This window comes from Pseudomonas sp. Ag1 (assembly GCF_000278565.1).
In the GTDB taxonomy this organism is placed as follows: domain Bacteria; phylum Pseudomonadota; class Gammaproteobacteria; order Pseudomonadales; family Pseudomonadaceae; genus Aquipseudomonas.
The window spans coordinates 273,341-294,581 of the sequence record NZ_AKVH01000111.1 but is presented as its reverse complement, the minus strand read 5'-3'; the positions used below and the strand labels follow the sequence as shown (position 1 = coordinate 294,581).

Below are 21,241 nucleotides of genomic sequence, written 5' to 3'. Positions count from 1 at the left end.
GTGAATTATTGGCCGGGCGCGGTTTGGCGCCAGGCCTGGGAGCGGCGCAACAAGCCGCGTGAGGCCCACGCCAGCAGCAAGGACACGCCCGCCGAGGTGAACAGGATCAGGGTCGACATGGCCGCCGCACCGCCGACGTTGCCGGCGTCGTCCATGTTCAGCACGGCGACGGCGGCGAGAATGGTGTCGGGGCTGTAGAGGAAGATCGCGGCAGAGACGGTGGTCATCGCCGAGACGAACAGGTAGCGCACGATGTCCAGCAGCGCCGGCAGGCAGATCGGCACGGTGACCCGCAGGTAATGGCGGTACAGCGGCGCCTTCAGCGACAGCGCGGCGGCTTCGAATTCCGCGTCCAGTTGGCGCAGGGCCGTGGTGGCGGTCATTTGGGCGGTGGTCAAATAGTGAGCAATGGTGCACACCACCAGCAACGTCATGGTGCCGTAGAGCACATGCAGCGGGTTGCCGTTGAGGTTGAAAAAGAACACGTAGCCCAGGCCGAGCACCAACCCCGGCACCGCCATCGGCACGAAGCTGAGCATGCGCAGCGCCAGGTTCAGGCCCTTCTGGCCCCTGGTCTTTTCCATCAAGTAGGCGCCGGTGAAGATCAGCACGCTGCCGATCAACGCGGTGCACAGGGCCATGGTGATGCTGTTGCGGTAGGCCAGCCAGCCGCCACCGGCCGTGTCTTCGAACTGGTAGTGGGCCAGGGACAGCGACAGGTTGTAGGGCCAGAATTTCACCAGGGATGAGTAGACCGCCATGCCGAACACCAGCAGCAGGATCGCGCAGATCAGCAGGACGATGGCCAGGTAGCAGCCGTCCCGCAGTTTCGACGGCGCCGGCTGGAACACCTGGGCGCGACCGCTCATGGAGTCGCCATGGCGGCGGCGCAACCAGGCGTCGACACCGAAGCTGAACAGCGCCGGCAGCAGCAGGACCATGCCGATCAAGGCACCGCGGCCGAATTGCTGCTGGCCGACCACAGCTTTGTAGGCTTCCAGCGCCAGTACTTGATAGTCGCCACCGACTACCACGGGCACGCCAAAGTCAGTGATGGTCAGAGTGAACACCAGGCAAAACGCGGCAAACACGGCCTGGCGCGTCGCCGGCCAGGTGATGCTGCGAAACGCCCGGGCGGGACTCGCGCCCATGCTCGATGCGGCGTCAAACAAACGTGCATCCGCCAGGGAAAGCGCCGACAACAGGATCATCAAGGCATGGGGAAAGGTGTAGATCACTTCACCAAGGACAATGCCCCAGAAGCCATAGATGTTGTCCGACAGCAGCCCGCGCAGCATGCCCTGGTTACCGAACAGGTAGACCAGCGCAATCCCGGGCAACATCGACGGCGCCATCAACGGCAGCAGCGACATGCCGCGCCAGATCGCCTTGCCCGGAATAAGCGTGCGTTGCAAAGCGTAGGCAAACAGATAAGCCAGTGGTACGACGATGGCGGCAACGCTGCCGGAAACCTTCAGGCTGTTACCGAGCAGCCAGTGGAAGTTATCGCTGGTGACCAACTCCCGCGCCGCCACCAGGCCACCGCCCTGCCCGGCTTCACTGCTGAAGCCGCGCCAGAAGATCGCCAGCAGCGGCATCAGCACCGCGACGCCCAGCAGGCACAGCCAGAGCAGCTTGCCGCCGACTACAAAAATACGGTCGCCGAGTTCGGCACGGGAAACCTGACGAGCCACGTTATCGGGTATCGGCAGAGTCATATCGCGGGCCATCTCAGGCAAACACCTGCAGGCTGCGCGGGGGCAGCGCGACCCAGATGTCCTGGGCGCCAAGGCGCGGCATGGCTTCCGGGGCCAATTCGGCCAGCAGCGGATGGCCGGGCAGTTGGTCCAGCTCGAAGCTCATGCGGCAGCGGTTGCCGAGGAAAGTGATCTCGCGGACCTTGGCCGGGAACAGGTTTTCTTCATGCACTGGCGGGTTGACGCTGATGGCTTCCGGGCGGCAGAACAGACGGCCCGATTTCGCGACGCCTGCGTTGTCCGCCAGGCGCATATTCATGCCGCCAACCTGGGCGTGGCTGGCGCTGTTGCGACTGAACGGCAGCCAGTTGCCCTGGCCGACAAACTCGGCCACGAACGGTGTGGCCGGGCGGTCGTAGATTTCCTGGGGCGTGGCGTACTGCTCGACCTTGCCGTTGTTCATCACGGCAATGCGGTCGGCCATCAGCATGGCCTCGTCCTGGTTGTGGGTGACCATCAGGGTGGTGATGCCCAAGCGGCGCTGCAATTGGCGCAGCTCGGTGCACAGATGCTCGCGCACCCGGGCGTCGAGGGCCGACATGGGTTCGTCCAGCAGCAGCAAGGACGGCGCCGGCGCCAGGGCGCGAGCCAGTGCCACACGCTGTTGTTGGCCGCCGGAAAGTTGGCCGGGGTATTTCTTTTCGCTGCCCACCAGGCCTACGAGTTCCAGCATCTGCCCGACGCGCTTGCGCACTTCATCGCGGCCACTGCCGGTGAGGCCGTAGCCGATGTTCGCTTCGACGGTGAGATTGGGAAACAGCGCGTAGGACTGGAACAGAATGCCGTAGTCCCGAGCCTGGGGTGCCAGTAGGGAAACATCGCGGTCGCCGAGGTACAACTCGCCGCTGTCCTGGCGCTCCAGGCCGGCGATGCAGCGTAGCAAGGTGGTCTTGCCGCAGCCCGACGGGCCCAGCAGGCACACCAGTTCGCCAGCGGCGACGTCCAGGGACACGTTATCCAGCGCGGTGAAGGCGCCGAAGCGTTTCTGTACACCGCGCACCTTCATTGGCGCGCCGGGATTAGTCATGGCTGTGTTCATGGAGGCACCTCATCAAACTGATGAAGGTCATCCTAGGCAGGCAATGCGTCCCTCTTGTGGCAGAAAGGCAAAACGTGGCGATAGTGGTATTGGTGGATTTGGGTTGTGCCAACAGCTTGTTCCTACGCTCTGCGTGGGAATACATCCTGTGACGCTCCGCGTCACGACCTTAAGAGCGGACGCGGAGCGTCCAGGCCAGCATTCCCACGCAGAGCGTGGGAACGATCAGAGCGGCGACATTTCCTGCGCCAACCCCAGGAACGCCGCCGGCAACCGGGCGCCCTTTCGCTCTTTGAGGCAGTACAAATACTCGGGAATCTGCGGCGCATTTTCGATGGTCAGCACGCGCAATTGCGGGTCGTGGGGCACTTCCTGGCGGGCAATGATGCTGATGCCGATATTGCGCAACACCGCCTCACGGATCGATTCCCGGCTGCCGATCTCCAGCAACGGCCCGTAACTCACACCGGCGCCCTGCAACATCTCTTCAGTCAATCGACGGGTGGTCGACCCCGGCTCGCGCATCAGCAAGGTATGCCCGGCCAGCGCGGTCAGCGGTACATGCTCAAGCACCGCCAGCGGATGATTGCGATGCACCGCCAGCACCAGCGGGTCCATGCCCAGTACCCGCCGGATCAGGCGCGGGTCTTCAAGCAATTGGGACGAGGCAGCGACGTCGACGCGGTAGTCATCCAGCGCTTCCAGCACCTGCTGGGAGTTGCCGATCTCCACCGAAACCTCGACCTGCGGCAGCCGCTCGCGGAAGGTCTTGACCAGGTCGAGGATGTAATAAGGTGCCGTCGCGGCAATCCTCAAGGCCCCTTGTACCTGGCCACTGTTGCGCAGGAAAAACTCGATGTCCGCTTCCTGTTGCAGCAGCGCCTTGACCATCGGCAACAGCCGCGCGCCTTCATCACTGACGGTCAGGCGGCGCCCGCCACGGTAGAACAATTCCACCGAGTACTGGCTTTCCAGGTGACGAATCTGGGTGGTCACCGTGGGCTGGCTGAGCCCGAGCTTTTTCGCCGCCTGGGTAATGCTGCCCAGGCGGGCGACCATGTAAAACGCCTTCAGCTCGGCACTCAGCACACCACCCTCTCATCGACTATTTGCGCAGCAGGCGCAGACCATTGAATACCACCAGCAGGCTCACGCCCATGTCGGCGAACACCGCCATCCACATGGTGGCCATCCCAAGGAAGGTCACCGCGAGGAAGATCGCCTTGATCACCAGGGCCAGGGCGATGTTCTGCTTGAGGATACTCGACGTTTGCCGCGACAGCCGAATGAATGCCGGAATCTTGCGCAGGTCGTCGTCCATCAGGGCCACGTCGGCGGTCTCGATGGCGGTGTCGGTACCGGCGGCGGCCATGGCAAACCCGATCTCGGAACGGGCCAGCGCCGGGGCGTCGTTGATCCCGTCGCCGACCATGCCGACCCGGTGGCCCTTGGCGTAGAGCGCTTCGATGGCTTGCAGTTTGTCGGTGGGCAACAAGTCGCCCTGGGCCTGGTCGATACCCACCTGATCGGCGATCGCCTTGGCCGTGTGGGTGTTGTCGCCGGTCAGCATCAGGGTCTTGATGCCCAGGTCATGCAACTGCTGGATGGCTTCGCGGCTGGTGTCCTTCACGGTGTCGGCCACGGCGAACAGCGCCAGCGGGCCGGACTTGTCCAGCAGCAGGACCACGGACTTGCCTTGTTTTTCCAGGGCGAAGAGCTTCTTCTCCAGGGCCGGCGAGCACAGGTTCAGCTCTTCCACCAGACGGTGGTTGCCCAGGTAGTAGACCTCGCCATTGATTTCACCCTTCACACCGCGACCGGTCAGGGCCTCGAAGTTATCCACCGTGTGAACGGCGAGATTCTTATCCACAGCCGCGTTGGCGATGGCCAGGGACACCGGGTGATCCGAACGCCCGGCCAGACTGGCGGCCAGGGCCGGCGCGCTGTCTTCCATGTTCGGGAACAGCGCCAGGTAATCGGTCTGCACCGGTTTGCCGTGGGTAATGGTGCCGGTCTTGTCGAGGGCCAGGTAGTCGAGCTTGTAACCGCCCTCCAGGTACACGCCGCCCTTGATCAGGATGCCTTTGCGCGCTGCGGCGGCCAGGCCGCTGACGATGGTCACCGGGGTGGAAATCACCAGTGCACATGGGCACGCGACCACCAGCAATACCAGTGCGCGGTAGACCCATTCAAACCACACACCGCCCATGAACAGCGGCGGAATCAACGCCACACCCAGGGCAAAGATGAACACCGCCGGGGTGTAGACCTTGGCGAAGGTGTCGACAAAACGCTGGGTTGGCGCGCGGGCGCCCTGGGCCTGTTCCACAGCGTGGATGATCCGCGCCAGGGTGGAGTTATTGGCGGCTGCAGTGACTTTGTATTCCAGGGAGCCGGCCTGGTTGATGGTGCCGGCGAAGACTTTGTCGCCCACGGTCTTTTCGATCGGCAGGCTTTCACCGGTAATCGGCGCCTGGTCGATGGTGGACTGGCCGGAGGTGACTTCACCGTCCAGGCCAATGCGCTCGCCGGGACGAACCCGCACGATAGCGCCCAGTTCAATGACTTTAACCTCCTGTTCAACCCAACTGCCATCTGCCTGACGGACCGTGGCCTGTTCCGGCGTCATCTGCATCAAGCCGCTGATGGCATTACGTGCGCGGTCCAGGGACTTGGCCTCGATCAACTCGGCCACGGTGAACAGGAACATCACCATCGCCGCTTCCGGCCACTGGCCGATCAGGATCGCGCCGGTGACGGCGATGCTCATCAGGGCGTTGATGTTCAGGTTGAGGTTTTTCAGGGCGATCCAGCCCTTTTTGTAGGTGGTGAGGCCGCCACTGAAGATCGAGATCAGCGCGACCAGGGCAATCACCCACGTCGGGGCTGCGTTGGTGAAGTGCAGCACTTCAGCCCCCAGCGCGCCCACGCCGGACACGGCCAGCGGCCACCAGTGCTTCTTCGCCGGCGGCTCAGCCGGGGCGACGCCTTCTTCGATGGGGTCCGCCTGCATGCCCAGGGACTTGATGGCGTCGATGATCGGCGCGGTCGTCGGCAGGTTGTGAGTGACGCCGAGAATGCGGTTGATCAGGTTGAATTCCAGCTGCTGCACACCCGCAAGCTTGCCCAGTTTGTTCTGGATCAGCGTCTGCTCGGTGGGGCAGTCCATGGCTTCGATGCGGAAGGTGCTCAGCCGCGAGCCCGCTGTCGGGGCTTCAGTCAGCTTCACCAGCGCCGGCGCGGCCTTGCTGGAACAGCAGGAATCGCCATGGCTGCCATGGTCGTGCTTCTGCACAGGTTTGAGCTTGGGGCCGTGATCGTGCGCGTGGTCATGATCATGGTCGTGCTTGTGCGGGGTGTGGATGGAATCGCTCATTCTGTCGCGTCCGTAAAGGTGCCTGTTGCCAAGTAAAGACCCTGTAGCCACTATAGGGTCAAGCATCCTTTTGGAGATTGCTGCGATGAAGATCGGCGAATTGGCAAAATTGACGGATTGCCAGGTGGAAACCATCCGTTATTACGAGAAGGAAGGCCTGCTGCCGCCGCCTGCGCGCAGTGACGGTAATTACCGGCTGTACACCCAGGCGCACACCGAACGGCTGGTGTTTATCCGCAACTGCCGCAGCCTGGACATGACCCTTGAGGAAATTCGCAGCCTGCTGGGCCTGCGTGACAGTCCTCAGGACCAGTGCGAAAGCGTGAATGCATTGATTGACGAGCATATCCACCACGTCAAGGCGCGGATCGACGGGCTTATGGCGTTGCAGGAACAGTTGCTCGACCTGCGCCAGCGCTGTGGCGGCGGGCCGGATCTGGATCAGTGCGGGATTTTGCAGCGGCTGGAAGTCAGCGGGAGTGTCGCGGCCAGCGAGGCTGAGCCCTCACATGTGGGCAGAAGCCACGGGCATTGAATGTGTACACAAAAGAATGTGGGAGCGGGCTTGCTCGCGAAAGCGGAGTGTCAGCCACTGAATGTGTTTCTGATACACCGTATTCGCGAGCAAGCCCGCTCCCACATTGGGACCGAGATCGCTTTTAGATCGCTACATCGGCCTTGATGCTCGGATCAGCGTCATAACCCACGATTTCAAAGTCTTCGAATTTGTAATCGTAGATCGACGCGGGTTTGCGCTTGATCACCAGTTCCGGCAGCTTCTTCGGCGTGCGCGCCAGCTGGGTCTGGATCTGTTCCATATGGTTGCTGTAGGCATGGGTGTCGCCCGTGGTGACGATGATCTCGTGAGGGATCAGGTCGCACTGCTGGGCCAGCATATGGGTGAGCAACGCCAGGGCCGCGGTGTTGTACGGCAGGCCGAGGAATACATCGGAGCTGCGGATGTACAACTGCATCGACAGATGACCGTCATGCACAAACGCCTGGTACAGCAGGTGGCAAGGTGGCAGCGCTTGCTTGCCGTCCCGGGCGTTCTGCTGCGGGCTTTTGGTCTCGTCCGGCAGGTACTCGACGTTCCAGCCGTGAAACAGGATGCGGCGGCTGTTGGGGTTGGTCTTCAACGTCTCGACCATGTAGTCGATCTGGTTGATCTTGCCGCCATCCTTGGTTGGCCACGCGGTCCACTGCTCGCCGTACACCGGGCCCAGGTCACCGTCTTCGGTGGCCCATTCGTCCCAGATCTTTACGCCATTCTCGTTCAGCCACTTGATGTTGGTGTTGCCACTCAACATCCAGATCAATTCGTTGGCAATGCTTTTGAAGTGAAGCTTCTTGGTGGTCAGCAGCGGGAAGCCGTCGGCCAAGCTATGCCGAAACTGACGGGCAAACACGGCCTTGGTGCCGGTGCCGGTGCGGTCGCCCTTGGTCAGGCCATTGGTCACGACATCGTTCAGTAGTTCGAGATATTGCTTCATGTCTATACCTGTATCGTTGAAGCCGGGACCCTCGGGCCCCGGCGTTCGAATTTAAAGCGCGGTGTTCTTGATGCCCTGGGGGCGATTGTAAGCCCACCACAGCAGGCCCAGGCCGGCGATGATCATCGGCAGGCTGAGAATCTGACCCATGGTCAACCAGCCCCACGCCAGGTAGCCCAGCTGCGCATCCGGCACCCGCACGAACTCGACGATAAAGCGAAAGATCCCGTAGAACAGCGCGAACATGCCCGACACGGCCATGGTTGGGCGTGGCTTGCGCGAGAAGATATAGAGGATCAGGAACAGCGCCACACCTTCCAGGGCGAACTGGTACAGCTGCGACGGATGACGCGGCAATTGCGCCGGGTCGCTGAACGGCGGGAACACCATGGCCCACGGCACGTCGGTCGGCTTGCCCCACAATTCGGCATTGATGAAGTTACCGATGCGCCCGGCGCCCAGGCCGATCGGCACGAACGGTGCGACGAAGTCCATCAGCTGGAAGAACGACTTGCCGTTACGCCGGCCAAACCACCAGGCGGCGATCATCACCCCCACAAACCCGCCGTGGAACGCCATGCCGCCCTTCCACACCTCGAAGATCAGCGTCGGGTTGGCGATGTAGGCTGGCAGATCGTAGAACAGCACATACCCCAGGCGTCCGCCGACGATGACCCCCATCGACATCCAGAACACCATGTCGGAGAGCTTCTCCTTGGTCCAGGTCGGGTCGAAACGGTTCAGGCGCCGGGAAGCCAGCAGCCAGGCACCGCCGATGCCGATCAGGTACATCAACCCGTACCAGTGGATTTGCAGCGGACCGATGGCCACGGCCACCGGGTTGATCTGCGGGTAAGGCAGCATTGCGACTCCTCGTTAAATCAATAGTCATGGCGCATCGGACCATGCCGGTGCGCGATTAAGCCTGCGTTACAACAAAAAATTCAAACCCACGCAAAACAGCAAGCCGGCGAACAGCCGCTTGAGCAAGCGCGGCGATAACCGATGCGCCAGGCGCGCGCCGAAACGGGCCGCCACCATGCTGGTCAGGGCGATGCCCAGCAGCGCCGGCAAGTACACAAAGCCGAGACTATGATCGGGCAGCAGCGGATCATGCCAGCCCAGAATCATGAAACTTAACGCACTGGCCAGGGCGATCGGCAAGCCGCAGGCCGACGAAGTGGCCACTGCCTGCTGCATCGGCACGCTGCGCCAGGTCAGGAACGGCACGGTCAACGAACCGCCGCCGGTGCCGAAAATTGCCGACGACCAGCCGATCACGCCACCCGCCAGGGTCAGGCCAAGCTTGCCCGGCACCTGGCGGCTGGCCTTGGGCTTGAGCTCCAGAGTCATCTGCACGGCGATCACCAGGGCGAACACACCGATGATCTTCTGTAGATGCGGCCCGGAGATCGCCTCGGCGGTCAGCGCGCCAACGCCCGCGCCCAGCAGGATACCCACGGCCATCCATACGAAGATCGGCCAGCGCACGGCGCCGCGCCGATGATGCTCACGCACCGCATTCACCGACGTGAAGATAATAGACGCCAGGGACGTGCCGACAGCGAGGTGGGTCAGCACCGCGGGATCGAAGCCCTGCAAGGTGAAGCTGAACACCAGCACCGGCACAATAATGATGCCGCCGCCCACGCCGAACAGCCCGGCGAGCATGCCCGCGCAGGATCCCAGCAGCAAATACAGCAGAAATTCCATGGGAGCCCCCGAAAACAGACCGGCATGTTAACGGATGCAAAGCACAGGGTTCTATGGGTAGAGTGGGCAAAACACAAAGGGATCGCCTTATGTGCCTGATTGTTTTCGCCTGGCGGCCGGGCCACGCCCAGCCGCTGATCGTCGCGGCCAACCGTGATGAATTTTATGCCCGGCCCAGTTTGCCGTTGGCCCAGTGGCTGGATGCGCCCCATGTTTACGCGGGCAGGGACCAGGAAGCGGGCGGGACCTGGCTGGGAGTTGGCGCAGACGGGCGCTTTGCGGCGCTGACCAATATCCGTGACCCGCACCAGCCGCCGGCGCGCAAGTCGCGGGGTGAGTTGGTGGCGCGCTTTCTCAGCGGTTCGCTGTCGATTGACGACTATTTGGCCGACGTTAATGGCAGATCGATTGAATATGCCGGGTTTAACCTGCTGGTCGGGACGCGGGACGAGCTTTGGCATTACAACGCCAAGGAATCTGCGCCGACACCATTGGTGGCGGGGGTTTATGGGTTATCCAATGCAGGGCTGGATACGCCGTGGCCGAAGTTGTTGAAGGCCAAGGCGGCGCTGACAGAAGTGCTGGACGATCCGCAGCCTGAAGCCTTGCTGGGGATTTTGAGCGACCCGCAGACCGCGCCGTTTGCTGACTTGCCGGACACCGGCGTGGGCTTGGCGACGGAGAGTTTGCTGTCGAGTGTGTTTATTGCCAGCCCCAGTTACGGGACGCGGGCGAGTACGGCGTTGATTGTGAATGCCGACGGGACGCGGCATATCGTGGAGCGCAGTTTTGGGCCCTATGGCGGACAGTTGGGTGAAGTTGAACTCAAAATCTGAACCTCACGCAAACCAAATGTGGGAGCGGGCTTGCTCGCGAAGGCGGCGTGTCAGCCAATACATAAGCTGACTGATGCACCGCTTTCGCGAGCAAGCCCGCTCCCACATTTCGATTGGGGACAGGCTCTGAAATCCGATTAGAGGCTCTTTGCAGACGCCGGGTTGATCATCCGCGCCAACCCAAGGTTCTTCAGCGCCAATTGCAGCGAGCTGTGGATAACTTGCGGGTTGTCGATAGTCATCAACTCCGCCAGCAGCTCCTTGGCCCGGCTCAGGTTGATCTGGCGCAGCATCCATTTCACCTTCGGCAAGTTGGTGGCGTTCATCGACAGGCTGTCAAAGCCCATCGCCATCAACAGCACAGCCGCCGCCGGGTCACCGGCCATCTCGCCGCAGATACTCACCTGCTTGCCTTCGGCATGGGCATCGCGCACCACGTTCTGCAAGGCTTGCAGCACCGCCGGGTGCAGGTAGTCGTAGAGGTCGGCTACCCGCGGGTTGTTGCGGTCCACGGCCAGCAGGTACTGGGTCAGGTCGTTGGAGCCCACCGACAGGAAGTCCACCTGCCGCGCCAGCTCCTTGGCCTGGTACACCGCCGCCGGAATCTCGATCATCACGCCAATCGGCGGCATCGGCACGTCGGCGCCTTCGTCGCGCACTTCGCCCCAGGCCCGGTGGATCAGGTGCAGGGCTTCCTCCAGCTCGTGGGTGCCGGAGATCATCGGAAGCAGGATGCGCAGGTTGTTCAGGCCTTCGCTGGCCTTGAGCATCGCGCGGGTCTGGACGAGGAAGATTTCAGGATGGTCGAGGGTAACGCGAATACCGCGCCAGCCAAGGAAGGGGTTGTCTTCCTTGATGGGGAAATACGACAGTGACTTGTCGCCGCCAATGTCCAGGCTGCGCATGGTCACCGGTAACGGATGGAAGGCGGACAGTTGCTCGCGATAAATCGCCAGCTGCTCCTTCTCACTCGGAAAACGCTGGTTGATCATGAACGGCACTTCGGTGCGGTACAGGCCCACCCCTTCGGCGCCGCGCTGTTGTGCACGTGCCACGTCCGCCAGCAGGCCGGTGTTGACCAGCAGCGGTACGCGGTGGCCGTCGAGGGTCACGCACGGCAGTTCCCGCAGGGCGTCGAGGCCCTGGGACAGCTGGCGTTCTTCTTCCACCACTTCGGCGTATTGCTTGCGCAGCACTTCGCTGGGGTTGGTGTAGACCTCGCCGTGGTAGCCGTCGACGATCATTTCGATGCCGTCGACCTTGGAATACGGCAGGTCCACCAGACCCATCACCGTCGGAATGCCCATGGCCCGAGCCAGGATCGCGACGTGGGAGTTGCCCGAACCCAGTACCGAGACCAGGCCCACCAGTTTGCCTTCCGGCACTTCGCCGAGCATGGTGGCGGTCAGTTCTTCACTGATCAGGATGGTGTTGTCGGGGTATACCAACGTGGTCGAGCGCTCTTCCTGCAGGTAGGCCAGCAGACGGCGACCGAGGTCCTTCACGTCCGAGGCGCGCTCGCGCAGGTAGGCGTCGTCCATCAATTCAAAACGGTTGACGTGATCGGTGACCACCTGGCGCAGCGCGCCCTGGGCCCACTGGCCGGTCTTGATCACGTCCTTGACTTCGCTGCCCAGGGACGCGTCGTCGAGCATCATCAGGTACACGTCGAACAACGCCCGCTCTTCAGGCCGCAGCTGGGTGGCCAGCTTGGTCGAGAGGGTGCGCATGTCATTGCGCACGCCTTCGAGGGCGGTCTTGAACAGGATGATTTCAGCGTCGATGTCGGTGACGGTCTTGTCCGGCACCACGTCCAGGTCGGCGGGCGGCAGCATGACCACGGCGGTACCGACAGCAGCACCCGGCGAACCCGGCACGCCGACGAACTTGGCTTCCTGGATGCCCTTGCCCTGGCGTCCCAGGCCGCGAATCGAACCGGTGGCCTCGGCGTGGGCGATAACCCCGGCGAGCTGCGCGCTCATGGTCACAAGGAAGGCTTCTTCACCTTCGTCGAACTGGCGGCGTTCTTTCTGCTGGATGACCAACACGCCGACAACGCGGCGGTGGTGAATGATCGGCGCACCGAGGAACGAGGCGTAGCGCTCTTCACCGGTTTCGGCAAAGTAGCGATAACGCGGGTGATCGGCCGCGTTTTCGAGGTTCAGGGGTTCTTCACGCGTCCCCACCAGGCCCACCAGACCTTCATTGGGCGCCATGCTGACCTTGCCGATGGAGCGTTTGTTCAAGCCCTCGGTGGCCATCAGGACAAAACGGTTGGTCTCGGGGTCCAGCAGGTAAACCGAGCAGACCTGGCTGCCCATGGCTTCCTTGACGCGCAACACAATAATCCCCAACGCCGCCTTGAGATCCTTGGCGGAGTTAACTTCCTGGACGATCTTGCGCAGCGTATTGAGCATGGCTCGGGGTCGAACTCCGTCGTCAGTCGCGCGCTAAAAGGCGCGGGGCAAGCTCTTTAAGAGCGCGACGATAAACCTCGCGCTTGAATGTCACCACCTGGCCCAACGGATACCAATAACTGACCCAGCGCCAGCCATCGAACTCCGGTTTACCGGTCAAATCCATCCGCACCCGCTGCTCGTTGGAGATCAGGCGCAGGAGAAACCATTTCTGTTTCTGGCCGATGCACAGCGGTTGGCTGTGGGTACGCACCAGACGTTGCGGCAAACGATAGCGCAACCAGCCTCGGGTGCAGGCCAGAATTTGCACATCTTCACGTTCAAGGCCTACTTCTTCGTTCAACTCACGGTACAAGGCGTCTTCAGGGGTTTCGTCGGGGTTGATTCCGCCTTGAGGAAACTGCCAGGCATCTTGGTTGATACGGCGAGCCCATAGCACCTGTCCGGCATCATTCGTAAGAATAATCCCGACATTAGGACGGAAACCATCGGGGTCGATCACGGCAACAACCTCGCAAACGCATGTCACCGCATTGTTCCACAAAGATTGATACAGCGGCAACGAGGCTGCTTACCTTATGTGCACTCTTGTGAAAAGACCGTATTCTGGACGCCTTTTTACAGACTTTTCAGCGAGTAACTGCAATGCGCCTGGCTTTATTCGACTTGGACAACACGCTTTTGGGGGGTGACAGCGATCACGCCTGGGGCGATTACCTCTGTGAACGCGGGATTCTCGACGCGGTGGCCTACAAGGCCCGCAACGACGAGTTCTACCAGGACTACCTGGCCGGCAAGCTGGATAACGCCGAGTACCTGAACTTCTGCCTGGAAATCCTCGGCCGCACCGAGATGGCCCAGCTGGATGAATGGCATCGCGACTACATGCGCGACTGCATCGAGCCGATCGTACTGCCCAAGGCAGTTGAGTTGCTGGCCAAGCACCGGGCGGCGGGCGACAAGCTGGTGATCATCACCGCGACCAATCGTTTTGTGACCGCGCCGATTGCCGAGCGGCTGGGGGTTGAAACCCTGATTGCGACGGAATGCGAGATGCAGGATGGCCGCTACACCGGGCGCAGTACGGATATCCCGTGCTTTCGCGAGGGCAAGGTGACGCGCTTGAATCGCTGGCTGGAAGAGACCGGGTTTAGCCTGGAGGACAGTTACTTCTATAGCGATTCGATGAATGACCTGCCGCTGTTGGAGCAGGTGACGCATGCAGTGGCAGTGGATCCGGATCCGAATCTGCGGGCTGAGGCTGAGAAGCGTGGTTGGCCGGTGATTAGCCTGCGCGGCTGATAAAGCTTTCGCGAGCAAGCCCGCTCCCACATTTGATCGAGTTCCACCTTTGGAATGCAGTCAAATGTGGGAGCGGGCTTGCTCGCGAATGGAGGCAACTCGGTCTCAAGCCTTAAACCGGCTTGGCACCCATTAACCCGGCAATCGCCACAAACCCCACCAGGCTCACCACCGCCAGCGCCACGGTAAAGTTCAAACTCCCCGCCCCGCCCAGCCGCAGCCGATTAAGCCGCACCACCAGCCAGAACCAGCTCAGCGCCGCCACGGTGTAGATCACGCTGGAACCCAGGATCCAGGTTTGCCCCAGCGGCCAGCCGATCAGGTGCGCCAGCCACCAGCCGGTGAACGGCATGCTCACCACGCAAATGCCCATCAACAACCACACAAACACCCACGGCCGCTGCACGGTATGGGCCGGCCCCGCGCTGCGTTTGCGCCAGGCCAGCACTGCCAGGGCGAGGCCGCTGAGCAGCAGCAACACCGTGGCCGCGATGTGGATAACTTTAAGGGTGGTCAGCGTTTCCATGTTCTCGATTCCTTGAAGGCCGCCCAGTCAGCGTAGTCGCTCAACCGAGGAACAGCTGGTAGGCCGGGTTATCACTTTCATCCCAGTACGGGTAGCCAATGGCCTCCAGCGCCGCCGGCACCAGGTGACGCTCGTCCGCCGGTACTTGCAGGCCCGCCACCACGCGCCCATCGGCGGCGCCGTGGTTGCGATAGTGGAACATCGAGATGTTCCAGCGCCCGCCCAATTTGTTAAGGAAGTTGAACAGTGCCCCCGGACGTTCCGGGAATTCGAAGCGGAACACCACCTCGTCGCTGACGTGCGCCGCATGGCCGCCGACCATATGGCGGATGTGCAGCTTGGCCAGTTCGTTTTCCGTCAGGTCCAGCACCGGGAAACCCTGGCTGGTGAGGCTGGCGATCAGCGCGCTGCGCGGGTCGTTTTCCGGGTGGGTCTGCACGCCGACAAAAATGTGCGCCTCGCGCCCGGAGTGGTAGCGGTAGTTGAATTCGGTGATCTGGCGCTTGCCCACGGCTTCGCAAAAGGCCTTGAAGCTGCCCGGTTTCTCGGGGATGGTCACGGCAATGATGGCTTCGCGGCCTTCCCCCAGCTCGGCGCGCTCGGCCACATGGCGCAGGCGGTCGAAGTTGACGTTGGCCCCGGAATCGATGGCCACCAGGGTTTGCCCGGTGATGCCACGGGTCTCGACGTATTTCTTGATACCCGCCACGCCCAGGGCGCCAGCCGGCTCCGTGATGGAGCGGGTGTCGTCGTAGATGTCCTTGATCGCCGCGCAGATTTCATCGGTGCTGACGGTGATCACTTCATCCACGTAGTCCTTGCAGATGTCGAAGGTGTGCTGGCCGATCTGCGCCACTGCCACGCCGTCGGCGAAGATGCCCACGGTCGGCAATACCACGCGCTCGCCCGCCGCCATGGCGGCTTGCAGGCAGTTGGAGTCGTCTGGCTCGACGCCGATGATCTTGATTTCAGGCCGCAGGTATTTCACGTACGCCGCGATCCCGGCGATCAGGCCACCGCCGCCCACCGGGACGAAAATCGCATCCAGCGGCCCCGGGTGCTGGCGCAGAATCTCCATCGCCACCGTGCCCTGCCCGGCAATGGTGTGCGGATCATCGTAGGGGTGAATGTAGACGTAGCCTTTTTCGTCGACCAGCTTCAGCGAATACGCCAGCGCTTCCGGGAACGAATCCCCGTGCAGCACCACTTTGCCGCCACGGGAGCGCACGCCTTCGACCTTGATCTCGGGGGTGGTCTTGGGCATCACGATGGTGGCCTTGACCCCCAGCACCTTGGCCGCCAAGGCCAGGCCCTGGGCGTGGTTGCCCGCTGAAGCGGTGACCACACCGCGCGCACGTTCTTCGGCGCTCAGTTGGGTCAGCTTGTTATAGGCACCGCGAATCTTGAACGAGAACACCGGCTGCAAGTCTTCGCGCTTGAGCCAGACCTTGTTGCCCAGCCGCTCGGAGAGCTGGCGGGCGGTCTGCAGCGGGGTTTCTACGGCAACGTCGTAAACGCGCGAGGTGAGGATCTTTTTGACGTACTGTTCAAGCATCGGAAAGCATCACTGGGCGGGTTGGGCAGGGCCAAGGAGTCTAACCCAGCGTTTGGCCGGGCGACCACACGAAAACCGAGGTTTTGTTGGGTTATACTCGCGCCCCTCTTTACTCCCCGCCCGTTCCGGAGCCCGCATGACCCAGGATCAACTCAAACAGGCAGTGGCCCAGGCCGCCGTCGATTTAATCCTTCCTAAACTCGACGATAAAAGCATCGTCGGTGTCGGCACCGGTTCCACCGCCAATTGCTTTATCGATGCGCTGGCCCTGCACAAGGGCGCGTTCGACGGCGCGGTTGCCAGCTCCGAAGCCACCGCTGCGCGGCTCAAGGGCCACGGTATTCCGGTGTACGAGCTGAACACCGTCAGCGACCTGGAGTTCTATGTCGACGGCGCCGATGAAAGCGACGCACACCTGAACCTGATCAAGGGCGGCGGCGCAGCCCTGACCCGCGAGAAGATCGTCGCGGCCGTGGCCAAGACCTTCATCTGCATCGCCGACGCCAGCAAACTGGTGCCGGTACTCGGCGCGTTCCCGCTGCCAGTGGAAGTGATCCCGATGGCCCGCAGCCACGTGGCCCGCGAACTGGTGAAACTGGGCGGCGACCCGGTGTACCGCGAAGGCGTGCTGACCGACAACGGCAACATCATCATCGACGTGTTCAACATGCAGATCACCAACCCGGTGGAACTGGAGCGCCAGATCAACGCGATCGTCGGCGTCGTCACCAACGGTTTGTTTGCGGCCCGCCCGGCTGACGTACTGCTGCTGGGCACCCCGGAAGGCGTAAAAACGCTTAAGGCGTAATGCAAAACCCGTGTGGGAGCGGGCTTGCTCGCGAATGCGCAGTGTCAGTCACTGAATATGGCGCCTGATACACCGCATTCGCGAGCAAGCCCGCTCCCACATTTGTTCTGCACATGACTCAAGACTTGGTTTTTTTGAATACATAGAAAAGATTGGGCTCACTGACCATGTACAACGTGCCGTCGTTGTCCATGGCGATCCCCTCGGCCTGAGGCACGCGCTGCTTCAGGCCATGGCGCCCCTTGAGCAGCGACAGGCTGCTCAGGGGGCGACCGTCGATATCCAGTTCCAGCACCAAAAATGACTCATCCGACAGCGCCAGCAGATGACCGCTACGCTCGTCGTATTGCAGGCTCGACAGGTCGCGCACAAACAACCCGGCATCGCGCTTGGGGTTGTTGATCACGTGCACCGAGTAGGTTTTTTCCGGTTTGAAATGCGGAAAGCCGTGGACCTCGTAGATCAGCATCGGGTCGCGTTCCTTGGCCACAAACAGGCGCTTGCCCACCGAGTCATAGGCCAGGCCTTCGAAGCCCTTGTTGCCGCCCAGGTGCACGCCGAGGGTCATTTGCTCGGCGTCGGCGGCATCGAGGAATTGGGTGTCGTCATCCACGTGGACCTTGATCAGCCGCTGCTGGCGTTCGTCGCTGATCACGTAGGTGTTGTCGCTGATGTACTCCACGGCCTCGGCATCGCCAAACCCCACCAGCGCAATGCGCCGCAGGATTTTGCCGCCCAGGGACAGTTCGACCAGCTCAGCGTTCTTGTTGGTCACGGTAAACAGGCTGTTGCGCACCGGATCAAAGGTCAGTGCCGAGACATCATCGTTGAGGCCGTCGATCACCTGCGCCTCCAGGGCCACCCGGTAATCCCCAAGGCCAATGGAGTGCTCCCCGGCGGGATTGCGCCAGGATTGCCAGTTGAACCAGGCACGCTCGAACAGGCGCAATTGCTGGGCAACCACACCGCACGCCACCAGGGCGATCAGGATCAGGATAAAAAAAGCAGGTTTGGGGCGGGCAAGTCGACGCATCGGGCGGGGCTCAGAGTAAAAACTGGCGAATGAATATCACGGTCGCCTGAATTTAAACTTAAACGCCCCGGGTGTCTGGCGGATGCCGCAGATAGAGAGAAATCTGACGTAATCGAACTACTGCGCCTGCTTCTCGAAGCGATAGAACAGATTCGGCTCGCTGACCATGTACAGCGTGCCGTTCTCATCCATCGTCACGCCTTCGGCACGCGGGATGGTCTTTTTCAAGCCATTGAAGCCACCCAGCAAGGTCATGAAGCTGACCTGCTCGCCCTTCTCGTCCAGTTCCAGCAACAGATGGGAGTCCGCCGACAGCGCCAGCAGGTGGCCGGTACGTGGGTCGACGGTCAGCGCCGACAGGTTACGCATGTCCAGTTCAGTGCTGGCGAGCTTTTGCTTGGCGCCGGAGAGGGTCTGGCTGCCGTCGCTTTTCCAGGTGAACAGGGCCGGTGGGCGTTCTTCGCCGAGGATCAGCTGTTGGTTGCGCTTGTCCCAGGTCACCGCCTCAAAGGCTTTGTTCTGGTCCTTGGACGGGCCCAGGTCATAGGACGGGAAGTCGGCTTTGCTCAACTGCTGGGTCTGCGGGTCGACCTTGACGATGGTCAGGCTGTGCTGGCGCTCATCGACCACGGCCATCAGGCCGTTTTCCATCATGGTCACGCCTTCCGGGTTGTTCCAGCCGTTGAGCGGCATCTTGCGCAGCACGTCGCCTTGCAGGGTCAGTTCAACCAGGAACGGGTTCTTGCCCATCACCGAGAACAGGGTCTTGGTCAGCGGGTTGTAGGTGAGGTCCGAGGCTTCGTCCTTCTCCATGCCAGGCAGCAGCTTGGCGTCGATCACCGCGTGGTAGTCCGGGAGCCAGACGCTTTCCAGGCGCTCGGCCGGGGTTTCGAAGCCCTCCGCCACCCACAGCACGCCGCGGTCGTCCCAGTGCATCGCCCAGGCCACGCCGTAAATGATCGCGCCGGCGAGGAACAGCCAGGAATACCAGCGCATGGCAAGGCGTGAACGAAACGTGGGTTTTACGGATGGGAGAGGCACGGCCATTACGCTTTCCAGAAAGTCAGCTTTAGGGGATAGCACAGGATCACAAGGTCCGCGCGCAGGAGGCTGAGGATTATCCGGATGGGGTGTGAAAAAAATGCAAAAACCCGATTGGGTGGCAGTACACAGATCAAATGTGGGAGCGGGCTTGCTCGCGAATGCGGAGTATCAGTCACTGAATCTGTCACTGATACACCGCTTTCGCGAGCAAGCCCGCTCCCACATTTTTGACCGCGTTTCGCCAGGTATTCAGCGAACGCTGCTTTCGAAGCGGCTCACACCCGGCAATTCCAGCACCAGCTCGTCACCCACATTCAGCGGGCCCACGCCTGCCGGCGTACCGGTGAGGATCACATCCCCGGCCTGCAACGAGAAGCAGCCGGCCATGTACTGAATCATCGGGATGATCGGGTTGAGCATGATCGCGCTGTTGCCGTCCTGGCGCACTTCGCCGTTGATGGTCAGGCGGATGCCGATATCCGTCACATCCGGGAAAGTGCTGCCGACCACGAACGGGGCAATCACTGCCGCGCCATCAAACGACTTGGCGATTTCCCACGGCAAGCCCTTGGCTTTCAGCTCGGCCTGTTTGTCCCGCAGGGTCAGGTCCAGGGCCGGGGCGAAGCCGGAGATGGCGTCCAGCACTTCCTCGCGGCTCGGTTTGGCCGACAACGGCTTGCCGATCAACACCGCGATTTCCGCTTCGTAATGCACCGAACCGCGCTCGGTAGGGATGGCAAAACCGCCTTCCAGTGCCACTACGCAACTGCCGGGCTTGATAAACAGCAGCGGCTCGGTCGGTACCGGGTTATCCAGTTCCTTGGCGTGTTCGGCGTAGTTACGCCCGATGCACACCACCTTCCCCAGGGGAAAGTGAATATTGGTGCCGTCGACATACTTGTGCTGGTAGCTCATGGACCGACTCCTTCAGGGACTGTTAAACAGCGAAAATCTTGCCCGGGTTCATGATCCCGTTCGGGTCGAACACCGCTTTCACTGCCTTCATGTATTCAATTTCAACCGGCGAACGGCTGTAGGTCAGGTAATCGCGCTTGGTCATGCCCACGCCGTGTTCGGCGGAGATCGAGCCGTTGTACTTCTGCACGGTCTCGAACACCCACTTGTTGACGGTGGCGCACTTGGCGAAGAACTCGTCCTTGCTCAGGTTTTCCGGCTTGAGAATGTTCAGGTGCAGGTTGCCGTCGCCGATGTGGCCGAACCAGACGATTTCGAAGTCCGGGTAGTGTTCGCCGACAATCGCGTCGATTTCCTTCAGGAAGGCTGGCACTTTCGACACAGTCACCGAAATGTCGTTCTTGTACGGCGTCCAGTGGGAGATGGTCTCGGAGATGTACTCGCGCAGCTTCCACAGGTTGTGCAGTTGGGTTTCGCTCTGGCTCATCACGCCGTCCAGCACCCAGCCCTGCTCGACGCAGTGTTCGAACGTGGCCAGGGCATCGTTGGCCACTTCTTCGGTGGTCGCTTCAAATTCCAGCAGCGCGTAGAACGGGCAGTCGGATTCGAACGGCGCCGGCACGTCGCCACGACCGAGGACTTTGGCCAGGGCCTTGTCGGAAAAGAATTCGAAGGCGGTCAGGTCCAGCTTGCTCTGGAAGGCGTGCAGCACCGGCATGATCGAGTCGAAGTCGGTGGTGCCGAGCACCATCGCGGTAAGGTTTTTCGGCGCCCGGTCCAGGCGCATGGTCGCTTCGACCACAAAGCCCAGGGTGCCTTCAGCGCCGATGAACAGCTGGCGCATGTCGTAGCCGGTGGCGTTCTTGATCAGGTCTTTGTTCAGTTCCAGCAGGTCGCCCTTGCCGGTGACGACTTTCATACCGGCGACCCAGTTACGGGTCATGCCGTAGCGAATGACCTTGATCCCGCCGGCATTGGTGCCGATATTGCCGCCAATCTGGCTGGAACCCGACGAGGCGAAATCCACCGGGTAGTACAGGCCTTTTTCTTCGGCGACGTTCTGCAATTGCTTGGTGACCACACCCGGCTGGCACACGGCGGTGCGGTCGGTGAGGTTCACGTCGAGAATCTGGTTCATATAGTCGAACGACACAACCACTTCGCCATTCGCAGCGACGGCAGCGGCCGACAGGCCGGTACGACCACCGGACGGCACCAGCGCGACCTTGTGCTCATTGGCCCAACGGACGATGGCCTGCACCTGCTCGGTGGTCTTCGGGAAGACGATGGCCACCGGGGCCGGCGCAAAATGCTTGGTCCAGTCCTTGCCATAAGCCTCAAGGGAGTCAGCATCGGTCAGGACCTTGCCAGGCTCAACCAGGGTCTTCAGCTCATCAATCAGGGCAGGATGGGTCATCGACAGAACT

At 61.6% G+C, this 21,241-nt stretch carries 19 protein-coding genes; 4 read left to right on the top strand and 15 right to left on the bottom strand.

Annotated features, from left to right (window positions below; translation table 11 throughout):
- Nucleotides 1–5: 5 nt before the first annotated feature.
- The 4 genes from A462_RS03390 to A462_RS03405 form a co-directional block, all read right to left on the bottom strand.
- The gene (locus A462_RS03390) at nucleotides 6–1,730 is read right to left on the bottom strand and encodes a putative 2-aminoethylphosphonate ABC transporter permease subunit (protein ID WP_003213812.1); all 1,725 of its coding nucleotides are present in this window, start codon (nucleotides 1,728–1,730) and stop codon (nucleotides 6–8) included.
- Nucleotide 1,731: 1 nt separating this feature from the next.
- Nucleotides 1,732–2,796, bottom strand: a complete 1,065-nt coding sequence (locus A462_RS03395; RefSeq protein WP_023659299.1) for a putative 2-aminoethylphosphonate ABC transporter ATP-binding protein — start codon at nucleotides 2,794–2,796, stop codon at nucleotides 1,732–1,734.
- Between the two features lie 225 nt (nucleotides 2,797–3,021).
- Nucleotides 3,022–3,885: a LysR family transcriptional regulator gene (locus A462_RS03400; RefSeq protein ID WP_008438952.1), complete on the bottom strand. Its 864-nt coding sequence runs from the start codon at nucleotides 3,883–3,885 to the stop codon at nucleotides 3,022–3,024.
- 16 nt (nucleotides 3,886–3,901) lie between these two features.
- Nucleotides 3,902–6,172: a heavy metal translocating P-type ATPase gene (locus A462_RS03405; protein WP_008438951.1), complete on the bottom strand. Its 2,271-nt coding sequence runs from the start codon at nucleotides 6,170–6,172 to the stop codon at nucleotides 3,902–3,904.
- Nucleotides 6,173–6,257: 85 nt separating this feature from the next.
- Here A462_RS03405 and cadR point away from each other — a divergent pair, with 85 nt between their 5' ends.
- Nucleotides 6,258–6,707: a Cd(II)/Pb(II)-responsive transcriptional regulator gene (gene cadR, locus A462_RS03410; protein WP_003213819.1), complete on the top strand. Its 450-nt coding sequence runs from the start codon at nucleotides 6,258–6,260 to the stop codon at nucleotides 6,705–6,707.
- Between the two features lie 124 nt (nucleotides 6,708–6,831).
- Here the strand turns inward: cadR and A462_RS03415 are convergent, their stop codons facing one another.
- From A462_RS03415 to A462_RS03425, 3 genes are all read right to left on the bottom strand, one after another.
- Nucleotides 6,832–7,665 (bottom strand): thymidylate synthase, encoded by an 834-nt coding sequence (locus A462_RS03415; RefSeq protein ID WP_008438950.1) that lies wholly within the window; start codon nucleotides 7,663–7,665, stop codon nucleotides 6,832–6,834.
- 51 nt (nucleotides 7,666–7,716) lie between these two features.
- Nucleotides 7,717–8,529 (bottom strand): prolipoprotein diacylglyceryl transferase, encoded by an 813-nt coding sequence (gene lgt / locus A462_RS03420; RefSeq protein ID WP_008438947.1) that lies wholly within the window; start codon nucleotides 8,527–8,529, stop codon nucleotides 7,717–7,719.
- Nucleotides 8,530–8,595: 66 nt separating this feature from the next.
- Nucleotides 8,596–9,378 carry a sulfite exporter TauE/SafE family protein gene (locus A462_RS03425; RefSeq protein WP_003213825.1) on the bottom strand — a complete coding sequence of 261 codons (783 nt, stop codon included), beginning with the start codon at nucleotides 9,376–9,378 and terminating at the stop codon, nucleotides 8,596–8,598.
- Nucleotides 9,379–9,467: 89 nt separating this feature from the next.
- Here A462_RS03425 and A462_RS03430 point away from each other — a divergent pair, with 89 nt between their 5' ends.
- Complete coding sequence (locus A462_RS03430; RefSeq protein WP_003213826.1) at nucleotides 9,468–10,214, top strand: NRDE family protein; 747 nt, start codon at nucleotides 9,468–9,470, stop codon at nucleotides 10,212–10,214.
- A 137-nt stretch (nucleotides 10,215–10,351) separates the two neighbouring features.
- On the opposite strand, the gene ptsP is transcribed toward A462_RS03430, so the two are convergent.
- Complete coding sequence (gene ptsP / locus A462_RS03435) at nucleotides 10,352–12,631, bottom strand: phosphoenolpyruvate--protein phosphotransferase (RefSeq protein ID WP_003213828.1); 2,280 nt, start codon at nucleotides 12,629–12,631, stop codon at nucleotides 10,352–10,354.
- Between the two features lie 22 nt (nucleotides 12,632–12,653).
- A complete protein-coding gene (locus A462_RS03440) occupies nucleotides 12,654–13,133 on the bottom strand; it encodes an RNA pyrophosphohydrolase (RefSeq protein WP_003176750.1) in 480 nt (159 codons plus the stop codon).
- Between the two features lie 143 nt (nucleotides 13,134–13,276).
- Here A462_RS03440 and A462_RS03445 point away from each other — a divergent pair, with 143 nt between their 5' ends.
- Nucleotides 13,277–13,933 carry an HAD family hydrolase gene (locus A462_RS03445; RefSeq protein WP_008438940.1) on the top strand — a complete coding sequence of 219 codons (657 nt, stop codon included), beginning with the start codon at nucleotides 13,277–13,279 and terminating at the stop codon, nucleotides 13,931–13,933.
- Between the two features lie 112 nt (nucleotides 13,934–14,045).
- Here A462_RS03445 and A462_RS03450 read toward each other — a convergent pair whose 3' ends face one another.
- Entirely contained in the window at nucleotides 14,046–14,459 is a 414-nt protein-coding gene (locus A462_RS03450) for a DUF2269 family protein (protein ID WP_008438937.1), read from the bottom strand.
- Nucleotides 14,460–14,499: 40 nt separating this feature from the next.
- Complete coding sequence (gene ilvA, locus A462_RS03455) at nucleotides 14,500–16,014, bottom strand: threonine ammonia-lyase, biosynthetic (protein WP_003213834.1); 1,515 nt, start codon at nucleotides 16,012–16,014, stop codon at nucleotides 14,500–14,502.
- 136 nt (nucleotides 16,015–16,150) lie between these two features.
- Between ilvA and rpiA the strand changes: the two genes are divergently transcribed.
- On the top strand, nucleotides 16,151–16,822 hold the full coding sequence (gene rpiA / locus A462_RS03460) for a ribose-5-phosphate isomerase RpiA (protein WP_008438935.1): 672 nt from the start codon (nucleotides 16,151–16,153) through the stop codon (nucleotides 16,820–16,822).
- A 118-nt stretch (nucleotides 16,823–16,940) separates the two neighbouring features.
- Here rpiA and A462_RS03465 read toward each other — a convergent pair whose 3' ends face one another.
- The 4 genes from A462_RS03465 to A462_RS03480 all read right to left on the bottom strand — a co-directional run bounded on the left by A462_RS03465 (nucleotide 16,941) and on the right by A462_RS03480 (nucleotide 21,231).
- The gene (locus A462_RS03465) at nucleotides 16,941–17,855 is read right to left on the bottom strand and encodes an SdiA-regulated domain-containing protein (RefSeq protein WP_008438933.1); all 915 of its coding nucleotides are present in this window, start codon (nucleotides 17,853–17,855) and stop codon (nucleotides 16,941–16,943) included.
- A gap of 117 nt (nucleotides 17,856–17,972) precedes the next feature.
- Entirely contained in the window at nucleotides 17,973–18,902 is a 930-nt protein-coding gene (locus A462_RS03470) for an SdiA-regulated domain-containing protein (RefSeq protein ID WP_008438931.1), read from the bottom strand.
- Nucleotides 18,903–19,148: 246 nt separating this feature from the next.
- Nucleotides 19,149–19,814, bottom strand: a complete 666-nt coding sequence (locus tag A462_RS03475) for a fumarylacetoacetate hydrolase family protein (RefSeq protein WP_003213842.1) — start codon at nucleotides 19,812–19,814, stop codon at nucleotides 19,149–19,151.
- Between the two features lie 22 nt (nucleotides 19,815–19,836).
- A complete protein-coding gene (locus A462_RS03480) occupies nucleotides 19,837–21,231 on the bottom strand; it encodes an FAD-binding oxidoreductase (protein WP_003213844.1) in 1,395 nt (464 codons plus the stop codon).
- Nucleotides 21,232–21,241 lie beyond the last annotated feature (10 nt).